Origin of the sequence: Streptomyces sp. NPDC059787 (genome assembly GCF_042732315.1) — a bacterium.
Classification (GTDB): Bacteria; Actinomycetota; Actinomycetes; order Streptomycetales; family Streptomycetaceae; genus Streptomyces; species Streptomyces atrovirens.
This window is the reverse complement of sequence record NZ_JBHWHX010000098.1, coordinates 1-7165: the sequence shown is the minus strand read 5'-3', so window position 1 is coordinate 7165 and position 7165 is coordinate 1. Positions and strand designations below refer to the sequence as shown.

Here is a 7165-nt window from a genome sequence, read left to right as displayed (position 1 = left end):
TGGTACTGCAGGGGGGACCCTGTGGGAGAGTAGGACGCCGCCGAACAAATATTGGGAAAACCCCGCACCGTACCGGTGCGGGGTTTTCTGCGTTTAGGGTCAGGAGTATGCGCTATGACCTGGTCCTCTTCGACAACGACGGTGTTCTCGTCGACAGTGAGCCGATCTCCAACCGGCTCCTGGCCGCCTATCTCACCGACCTCGGCCATCCGACCTCGTACGAGGACTCCATCCGTGACTACATGGGTTCCGCCATGCATCGCGTGCACGATCTCGTCGAGGAACGGACCGGGCAGCGGTTGCCGGCGGACTTCGACGACGTGTTCCACGCCCGGGTCTTCGCCGCGTTCGAGCGGGAGTTGAAGCCGGTGGCCGGCGCCATGGACGTACTCGAGAAGCTGACCGCCGACGGGGTGCCGTACTGCGTGGCCTCGTCCGGGAGCCATGAGCGGATCCGGGTGGGGCACCGCACGACGGGGCTCGACCGGTGGTTCGACGACGAGCGGATCTTCAGCTCGCAGGATGTCGGGCGGGGAAAGCCGGCACCGGATCTGTTCCTGTACGCGGCCGAGCGGATGGGCGTGGCGCCCGAGCGGTGTGTGGTCGTCGAGGACAGTCCGCTGGGCGTCCAGGCGGCGGTCGCGGCCGGGATGGACGTGTACGGGTTCACCGCGATGACGCCCGCCGGGAAGCTCTCCGGGGCCACAGGACTCTTCGAGGACATGCGGAAGTTGGCCGCACTGCTCGACGGGGACCCGAGCTGAAACTGAGCCCAACTCATCTTTGACCGGATCTACCCACCGGTACCCCCGAGCCCTACGCTCGCCGCCATGACTGATGTGCTGCGGCGCGGCAGGGCCTCGCTGGCGTTCAGCTTCCTTGTGCAGGGCGTCGCCTTCGCTCTGCTCGTGACGCGGATCCCGGCCGTCCAGGACCGGTACGGGGTCTCCGACGCGCTGCTGCCGGTCTTCCTCGCCGCCGTACCCATCCTGGCGGGCGTCGGGAGTGTCACCACGGAGCGGCTGGTGAAGCGGGTGCCGCCGAGCCGGGTGCTGCGGTGGTCGCAGCCGGTGGTGCTGCTGGCGCTGCTGGGTGTCGGAGCGGGCGAGCACATGGCGGGGCTCGGCGTGGCGCTGGCCGCGTTCGGGCTGGCCGTGGGTGCGCTGGACGCGTCGATGAACATGCTCGGGGTGAGTCTGCAGCGGGCGTACGGGCGCAGCATCATGCTGAGCTTTCATGCCGCGTACAGCGCGGGCGGGATCGTCGGGGCGTCGCTCGCGTGGGCGGGGGCGCACTGGGATCTGGCGTTGTGGGTGTCGTATCTGCCGGTGGTGCTGGTGCTGCTGCCGGCCGCGCTGGTCGGGAGCCGGTGGTACGTCGACGGGGGTGAGGAGCAGGGGGCCCCGGAGAACGCGAAGGGCGGGCACACGACCGGCGGCCTCAAGTGGCTGTTGCCGTTGTGCCTGGTGATGACGGTGGCGTACATCGGGGACTCGACGGTCTCCAACTGGAGTGCGAAGTACCTCCAGGACGTGCTGGGGAGTTCGGAGCAGCTCGCGACCGTTCCGTACAACGTCTACATGGTCACCACGCTGCTGGGGCGGGCGATCGGGGACGTCGGGGTGCGGCGGTTCGGGGCCGTGGCGGTGGTGCGGGCGGGGGCGCTGGTGGCGGTGGCGGGGTTCGCCGTGGTGGCCGGTGCGTCCGGTGCGTGGGTGGGGATGCTGGGGTTCACGCTGCTGGGGCTCGGGTTGTGTGTGCTGGTGCCGCAGACCTTCGCGGCGGCGGGGCGGCGGGCTGCCGAGCGTGATGGCCCCGGGGCTTCGGACGCGGCCGTCGCACGGCTCAATGTCTTCAATTATGTGGGTTTTCTGATCGGTTCGCCGTTGGTCGGGGCGCTCGGCGACGCCTGGAGCTACCGCGGGGCGATGCTTGTGCCGATGGTGTTGGTGCTGGTGACGCTCGTGTACGCCAGGTCGTTCGCCGCCGAACCGGACCGATACGGTGTCGGGCATGAGCGGGCGCGTACAGCTGATGTGGGACGAGGCAGTAACGGGCTATGACTTCGGCCGGGACCATCCGATGGACCCGGTCCGGCTGGCGCTGACCCGGAGTCTGGTCGGTGCCCTCGGGCTCGACCGTGAGGTGGAGGTGGTCGCCGCGAAGGCGGCCGGGGAGTCGACGCTGCGGCTCGTCCACCGGGAGGACTACATCGAGGCGGTGCGGGCCGCCTCGGCCGATCCGGCGGCGGCGGACCAGTCGTACGGGCTGGGGACGATGGACGATCCCGCGTTCGCCGGGATGCACGAGGTGTCGGCGCTGATCGCGGGGCAGTCGGTGGGTGCGGCGGAGGCGGTGTGGCGCGGGGACGTGCCGCACGCGGTGAACTTCGCGGGCGGGCTGCACCACGCCATGCCGGGCGCGGCCTCCGGTTTCTGCGTGTACAACGACGCCGCGCTGGCGATCGCCCGGCTGCTGGAGCTGGGCGCGGAGCGGGTCGCGTACGTCGACGTCGACGTGCATCACGGGGACGGGGTGCAGGCGGCGTTCTGGGAGGACCCGCGGGTGCTGACGATCTCGCTGCACGAACATCCGCGGACGCTGTTCCCGCAGACCGGGTGGCCGGAGGAGACGGGGGCGGACAGTGCGGAGGGCAGCGCGGTCAACGTCGCGCTGCCGGCCGGGACCGGGGACGCGGGGTGGCTGCGGGCGTTCCACTCCGTCGTACCGGAGCTGATCGCGGACTTCCGGCCGCAGGTGCTGGTGACGCAGCACGGGGCCGACACGCACTTCGAGGATCCGCTGGCGCATCTGGCGGTGTCGCTGGACGCGCAGCGGGCCGTGCAGGTGGCGTGCCACGAGCTGGCGCACGAGTACGCCGACGGGCGGTGGGTGGCGCTGGGCGGTGGTGGTTACGCGGTGGTGGAGGTCGTGCCGCGGTCCTGGACCCATCTGGTGGGCATCGCGGCCGAGCGGCCGGTGGAGCCCACGACGGTGATCCCCGAGGGCTGGCGGCAGGAGGTGTACGCCCGGACCCGGCAGCCGGCGCCGCGGCGGATGACGGACGGGCGGTGGCCGGTCTCCTGGGCCGCGTGGGACGAGGGGTACGACCCGGCGGACCGTCTGGACCAGGCGATCCTGGCGTCGCGGCGCGCGGTGTTCCCGCTGCGGGGGCTGCTGGCCTGACGCCCGTACGGCCGTACGGGCGGTCCGTTACGCCGACCGTGCGGTGTTCCGCGGTTCCGCACGCACCCCGCACGCGCATCCCGCACCATCGCTACCGTGCAGACCACCGCCGAGCTTCGTGCGCATCTCCTCGCTGCCCGGCTCGCCGGGGTCGTGGGCACCACGCGGGAGGAGAGCCTGCGGAGCTACCGGCTGTTCGCGGTCCGGGATCCGCGTCTTCTGATCGGGTTGGACCCGGAGTGGGTATGGGGTGAGCGGGAATTGCTCGCTCTGATGGCGGACCGGTGCGGGGTTTCGGCCGATCCCGCGCACACCTTCGGCCATGATGTGATCGACCCCGAGCGGACCCTGGCCGCCCTGGACGCCTTCGCGGAGCGGCTGGCGGTCGCTGCGGAGCGTGGCGGGCCGGTGCTGCTCGGCACCGGTCATCCGCACCGGTTGCTCGGCTTCTACGCCGCTCTGGCAGACGCGTTGTCGGCGGCGGGATGTGCCGTCCTCACCCCCGCGAAGGGTCGCTGTGTCGACATAACGACCCGGTTCGGTCTACGCACGTGCAACCTCGACTACGTGCGAGGAGTCGGGCTCGTCCGGGGCGCGACCGCGGAACGCCCCGGTTGTGAGCCGGGCGCACACACGCACTCCCCCCTCCCGGTTCGGGCCGCGCTCGCCGCGGCGGCCGACGTCGGCGGGCCGCTTCCGGAGTTGGTGATCGGTGACCACGGATGGGTCTGCGGGGCAGGTCAGCTGGGGTTCGAGGCCGTCGGGCCGGCCGATGTGAACGACCCCGCGCCGTTCGTCGGCGAGGCCGAGGGGACCGTATCCCTCGTCGTTCCACTTGATGACGGCGTGCGGTCCGATCACTACCTGCCGCTGGCCCGCTACGTACTCAATCGAGCGTGTCTGTCACAGTAGGCCGCCGATGGGTGCACCTCTTCCCCACTCGCATCACCCGCCCCTACATTGGGGAGTGAGCACGCAGCGACGAAGAGTCACCGGAAGGGGAAGCCGGTGGCCGTCGAGTGCGGAAGGTGCAGGTGTGTCATGGCTGCAGCTGGCGAGAGGCCTCTGAACGAGGTTCAGTTCCTTACCGTGGCGGAAGTCGCCTCGGTGATGCGAGTGTCGAAGATGACCGTGTACCGGCTGGTGCACAGCGGTCATCTGCCCGCGATCCGGGTGGGGCGGTCCTTCCGCGTCCCGGAGCAAGCGGTTCACGAGTACCTCCGCGAGAGCTACGTGGGGGTGGAAACCGCCTGACGGCGATCCGGGGAGGTCCGTACCGGGCACTCACGGGCCTCCCCGGTCACCTCGATTACGGTCTCAGCGCTCGGGCGGGTAGGCTAGCCCCTCGTAGGTCGTGTGGGCCCATGGCGCCCAAACACCGAGTGATGAGAAGTGAGCGAGGGTAGTCGTGGGCTCTGTTATCAAGAAGCGGCGCAAGCGGATGGCCAAGAAGAAGCACCGCAAGCTGCTCAAGCGCACGCGCGTTCAGCGTCGCAACAAGAAGTAAGCGACAGCGCGAGAGCGTGTCCAGTGGCCCCCCACCGCACTCCGGTGGGGGGCCACTGCCATTCGTACGTCCGGGGCTGTCGTCACTTCAAGCATCCGGTCGGCACCACAGAGCGACGGGGACCCGATAGGTTGGCCGTCGGGAGCAGGGCGAGAGGAAGGCGCTGATCTTGGGAAAGGTCGTGCTCGTGACCGGGGTGGCCCGTCAGCTGGGGGGTCGTTTCGTCCGGCGGATCCTGCGCGATCCGGAGGTGGACCGGGTCGTCGGCGTGGACGCGGTCCCGCCCGAGCACCACCTGGGCGGCGCCGACTTCGTCCAGGCGGACATCCGCCAGCCCACCGTCGCGCGGGTGCTGGCCGAGTCGGGCGCCGACACGGTCGTCCACCTCGACGTGACCGGCACGCCGCTCGGCAGCGGCGGCCGGACCGCGCTGAAGGAGACCAACGTCATCGGCACCATGCAGCTGCTGGGTGCCTGCCAGAAGTCCCCGAACATCAAGCGGCTGGTCGTGAAGTCCAGTACGAACGTCTACGGTTCCGCGCCCCGCGATCCGGCGGTGTTCACCGAGTCGACCCCGCCCAAGTCGCTGCCCAGCGGCGGCTTCGCGAAGGACGCGGTCGAGGTCGAGGGGTATGTGCGCGGCTTCGCGCGGCGCCGTCCGGACGTCGCCGTGTGCGTGCTGCGGTTCGCCAACATCCTGGGCCCGGCCGCGGACAGCCCGCTCGCCTCGTACTTCTCGCTGCCGGTGCTGCCGACCGTGTTCGGCTACGACCCCCGGCTGCAGTTCGTGCACGAGGACGACGTCGTCGAGGTGCTGCGGATCGGCTCGCACGAACCGAGGCGCTCCACGCTCAACAGCGGGACCTTCAACATCGCCGGCGACGGTGTGCTGCTGCTCTCGCAGTGCTCGCGGCGGCTGGGCCGGCCGACGGTGCCGCTGCTGCTTCCCGCGGTCACCTGGGCGGGCTCGCTGGTGCGTACGCTGGGGATGACGGACTTCTCGCCCGAGCAGATCCGGCTGCTCACGCACGGGCGGGTGGTGGCGACGGACCAGATGCGGGAGACGCTGGGCTTCACCCCGAAGTACTCGACTGCCGAAACGTTTGCGGACTTCGTGCGCAGTCGCGGTCCCGGGCTGCTTCCGCCGGAGAGGCTCGCGAGGGCCGTCGACCGGATCGCCGCGCTGCCCCTGCCGGGCAGCGGTCACCCCCCGACGCAGAGCGCCAACTGAGGAGCGCAGCAACGATGGCGGACGCCAAGGTCATTCCGTTCGACGACGACCACCGCTCGCGTGGGGGTGCCGCGCAGCGCCCGTCGCGTCGCCGGGGCGCGGGGAGCCGGCGCCAGGGCGGGGCGCGGCCCGCGGCGGTCGGGGAGGTTCAGCCACTGCCGGGTGTGGCGTCCGTGCAGGATGATGATCCGGTGAGCGGTGAGGACGAGCAGCCCCAGGAGCCGGCCGCCGAGGGCTCCGGTGACGGTGATGGCGGCACCGGCGGCCTGGAGCGGCGGGTCGCGAGCGGGCTGGCGTTCCTGCGCCGCCGGCTCACGGGGGACTACGACGTCGACGACTTCGGTTACGACGAGGAGCTCACCGACCAGGTCCTGATGTCCCTGCTGCGGCCGGTGTACGAGAAGTACTTCCGGGTCGAGGTGAAGGGCATCGAGAACATCCCCTCGGAGGGCGGCGCGCTGATCGTCGCCAACCACTCGGGGACGGTGCCGGTGGACGCTCTGATGATGCAGGTCGCCGTCCACGACCACCATCCGGCCGGGCGTCATCTGCGGCTGCTCGCGGCGGACCTGGTGTTCATGCTGCCCGTGGTCAACGAGCTCGCCCGCAAGCTCGGGCACACCCTGGCGTGTGCGGAGGACGCCGAGCAGCTGCTCGGGCAGGGGGAGCTGGTGGGGGTGATGCCGGAGGGGTTCAAGGGCATCGGGAAGCCGTTCGGCGAGCGGTACAAGTTGCAGCGGTTCGGGCGTGGCGGGTTCGTCTCCACGGCGCTGCGGCAGGGCGTGCCGATCATTCCGTGCTCGATCGTCGGGGCGGAGGAGATCTACCCGATGATCGGCAACGCGAAGACGTTGGCGCGGGTGCTGGGCTTTCCGTACTTTCCGCTGACGCCGACGTTTCCGTGGCTGGGGCCGCTGGGGGCGATTCCGCTGCCGACGAAGTGGACGATTCAGTTCGGTGAGCCGATTTTGACGGATGGGTATCCGTTGGAGGCGGCGGATGATCCGATGCTGATGTTCAATCTGACCGATCAGGTTCGGGAGCAGATTCAGCACACGCTGTACAAGTTGCTGGTGCAGCGCAGGTCGGTGTTCTTCTAAAGGGGCTCCCCTTTGCCCCCGGGGCGCTGGACGCGGGAGAGCTCGGTGCGGTGGGTTGTGCGGCGGGTGCGGGCCGGTTGTGGTTGTTCGCGCAGTTCCCCGCGCCCCTGGTGTGCGCAGTTCCCCGCGCCCCTTGAGGGG

At 70.3% G+C, this 7165-nt stretch carries 8 protein-coding genes; all 8 read left to right on the top strand.

Features of this window, described 5'->3' with window-relative positions; all coding sequences use genetic code 11:
• The first annotated feature begins 107 nt into the window (after positions 1–107).
• The 8 genes from ACFV5H_RS37590 (at position 108) to ACFV5H_RS37555 (ending at position 7024) form a co-directional block, all read left to right on the top strand.
• On the top strand, positions 108–764 hold the full coding sequence (locus tag ACFV5H_RS37590) for an HAD family hydrolase (protein ID WP_385199165.1): 657 nt from the start codon (positions 108–110) through the stop codon (positions 762–764).
• A 66-nt stretch (positions 765–830) separates the two neighbouring features.
• Positions 831–2063 (top strand): MFS transporter, encoded by a 1233-nt coding sequence (locus ACFV5H_RS37585; RefSeq protein ID WP_385059092.1) that lies wholly within the window; start codon positions 831–833, stop codon positions 2061–2063.
• The gene (locus ACFV5H_RS37580) at positions 2014–3186 is read left to right on the top strand and encodes an acetoin utilization protein AcuC (RefSeq protein WP_385059089.1); all 1173 of its coding nucleotides are present in this window, start codon (positions 2014–2016) and stop codon (positions 3184–3186) included. The genes ACFV5H_RS37585 and ACFV5H_RS37580 overlap by 50 nt, the downstream gene beginning before the upstream one ends.
• Before the next feature lie 96 nt (positions 3187–3282).
• The gene (locus tag ACFV5H_RS37575; RefSeq protein ID WP_385199164.1) at positions 3283–4098 is read left to right on the top strand and encodes a phosphatase; all 816 of its coding nucleotides are present in this window, start codon (positions 3283–3285) and stop codon (positions 4096–4098) included.
• A 129-nt stretch (positions 4099–4227) separates the two neighbouring features.
• Complete coding sequence (locus ACFV5H_RS37570; protein WP_004984898.1) at positions 4228–4440, top strand: helix-turn-helix domain-containing protein; 213 nt, start codon at positions 4228–4230, stop codon at positions 4438–4440.
• A 154-nt stretch (positions 4441–4594) separates the two neighbouring features.
• The gene (locus ACFV5H_RS37565) at positions 4595–4693 is read left to right on the top strand and encodes a 30S ribosomal protein bS22 (RefSeq protein ID WP_003948845.1); all 99 of its coding nucleotides are present in this window, start codon (positions 4595–4597) and stop codon (positions 4691–4693) included.
• 169 nt (positions 4694–4862) lie between these two features.
• Positions 4863–5924: an NAD-dependent epimerase/dehydratase family protein gene (locus tag ACFV5H_RS37560; RefSeq protein WP_385059083.1), complete on the top strand. Its 1062-nt coding sequence runs from the start codon at positions 4863–4865 to the stop codon at positions 5922–5924.
• Between the two features lie 14 nt (positions 5925–5938).
• Positions 5939–7024: a lysophospholipid acyltransferase family protein gene (locus tag ACFV5H_RS37555; protein ID WP_385059080.1), complete on the top strand. Its 1086-nt coding sequence runs from the start codon at positions 5939–5941 to the stop codon at positions 7022–7024.
• Positions 7025–7165 lie beyond the last annotated feature (141 nt).